The sequence below is a fragment of the Paenibacillus paridis genome, from assembly GCF_006345825.1.
Classification (GTDB): Bacteria; Bacillota; Bacilli; order Paenibacillales; family Paenibacillaceae; genus Pristimantibacillus; species Pristimantibacillus paridis.
In genome coordinates, this window is record NZ_VCIX01000019.1 from 1 (window position 1) to 2,290 (window position 2,290).

At 44.1% G+C, this 2,290-nt stretch carries 1 protein-coding gene and 1 pseudogene; both read left to right on the forward strand.

Features of this window, described 5'->3' with window-relative positions; translation table 11 throughout:
* Positions 1-1,476, forward strand: a pseudogene (locus FJQ58_RS33365) (N-6 DNA methylase); the annotation flags it as partial.
* Positions 1,476-2,290 (forward strand): restriction endonuclease subunit S (locus FJQ58_RS00270; RefSeq protein ID WP_202915174.1); only part of this gene is annotated, 815 nt, incomplete at its 3' end. The pseudogene FJQ58_RS33365 and the gene FJQ58_RS00270, both read left to right, overlap by 1 nt.

A 2,290-nucleotide genomic window follows, 5' to 3' on the forward strand; every position in this document is an offset into this window, starting at 1 on the left:
GAAAAGCGCCGCCAGGAGTTGGAGCAACTACTCAGTAATCCTCAGAGCGATATGTACTTTGAGGATGAGGAGTTGAGGCTCGAAATGTTGGACGACCCTGACCAGTACACGTCTGAGCGGGTATACGTTCTGCCTGAAGATGCAAGATGGTCCTATATTGTGGAGCAGGCGAAGCAGCCTAATATTAAGGAGATTCTCGACAAATCCATGCGATTGGTTGAAGAGAAAAATCCTGATCTTCAAGGTGTTTTACCTCGTAATATTTACCAAGCATCAAACTTACCTGCAGAGAACATATCGGAGCTCGTCACCATCTTTTCCCGCGATGTATTTAGCGGCAGCGGTTCAAANCAAATGCAGTCGACGTATTAGGTCGCGTATATGAATACTTTATTGGGAACTTTGCGAGCTCCGAAGGAAATCGCGGCGGTGAATTTTTCACGCCAGCCAGTATCGTCCAATTATTGGTCGCTATGCTTGAACCCAAAGAAGGCACCGTGTTCGACCCTGCCTGCGGCTCTGGCGGAATGTTCATTCAATCGGAGGAGTATGCTCCATCCAAACACTCGCTGTCCTTTTACGGTCAGGAGAATGTCGATCTTACTCTACGCCTGGGTAAAATGAATGTTTTGATGCATGGCATGAATGCGGAAATACGATTAGGAAATTCCCTCCTAAATGACCAGTACGAAGGCCAAAAGTTTAACTATGTGATCGCCAATCCCCCATTTAATTTGAAAGAGTGGGGAGCCGATCGCCTGCCTAAGGATGATCCACGGCTAGTAATCGAATATGACAAAGCAGTTACGAATGGAAATGCAAACTACTTTTGGCTGCAGCACTTCTTGTATCACCTCAAAGATGGTGGCACTGCTGGTACTGTGATGGCTAACGGAGCAATGACGACCACTACAACGGGTGAAAAAGAAGTTCGTCAAGCGTTTGTAGATCAAGGTTACATCGACTGCATCGTACAGTTACCTGAGAAACTGTTTTTCACCACTGGAATCCCTTGCTGTCTCTTTTTCTTAAGCAAAAACCGTAAAGCACGGAAGGAAAAAATTCTGTTCATCGATGCACGTAAAAAGGGTTCCTTAGTTAGTAGTAAGCAAAAGGCTCTATCGGAAGAAGAAATCAATGAGATCGCAGCGGTGTACCATGCGTTTAAAATGCAGGATGGTNGCTCTATCGGAAGAAGAAATCAATGAGATCGCAGCGGTGTACCATGCGTTTAAAATGCAGGATGGTCGGTATGAAAACATCGCGGGTTTCTGTAAAGAAGCCTCACTTGATGAGGTGCGTGGAAATGATTATAAGCTGACACCTGGCATTTATGTGGGTACACAAGCTGCCGAGGTAGACGATGTTCCATTTGAAGAGAAAATGGCGGAGTTGATGGCTACGCTACAGGAGCAGTTTGTGGAGTCAAATAGGTTACAGGAGCGTATTCAGCGGAACTTGGAGGGGATAGTTTAATGAATTGGAAATTACTCCCCCTTCAAGATGTAGTAGAAACATTTATAGATTATCGAGGAAAAACACCTAAAAAGACGGAAACTGGCATCCCTCTTATAACAGCCAAGATTATTAAGAACGGAACGATACTGGATCCTACTGAGTATATTAGCCCAGACGATTATGACGAATGGATGCGGCGTGGAATACCCCAGTATGGAGATATCGTAATAACAACAGAAGCTCCACTAGGTGAAGTAGCTCAGTTAAAAATAAAAGATAGATTTGCATTGGCCCAACGGGTTATCACAATTCGCGGAAAAATAAATATTCTTGATAACACTTTTTTGAAATACGCATTGTGGTTTGAGCCTGTTCAAGGGGAGCTTTCAGGCAGAGCCAGTGGCACTACTGTACAAGGTATAAAGAGTTCGGAACTTAAGAAGGTGAAAATACCAGTTCCACCATATCCTGTTCAAAGGAAAATTGGTGATCTTCTCGGGTCCCTCGACGAAAAAATCGAACTCAACCGCCATATGAACGAAACCTTGGAACAAATGGCGATGACCCTATATAAGCACTGGTTAGTGGATTTCGGCCCGTTCCAAGATGGGGAGTTTGAAGAATCAGAATTGGGGATGATTCCGAAGGGTTGGGAAGTGAAAAGTATTGGTTATGTCAGTGAGAACTACAATTCAAAGAGAATTCCATTATCGAGTGTAAAAAGACAGGAAATGAAAGGTAAGTATCCATATTACGGTGCAGCGGGAATTGTCGATCATGTAGACTCGTTTCTATTCAGTGGAAAATACCTCTTAGTTGGAGAGGATGGGTC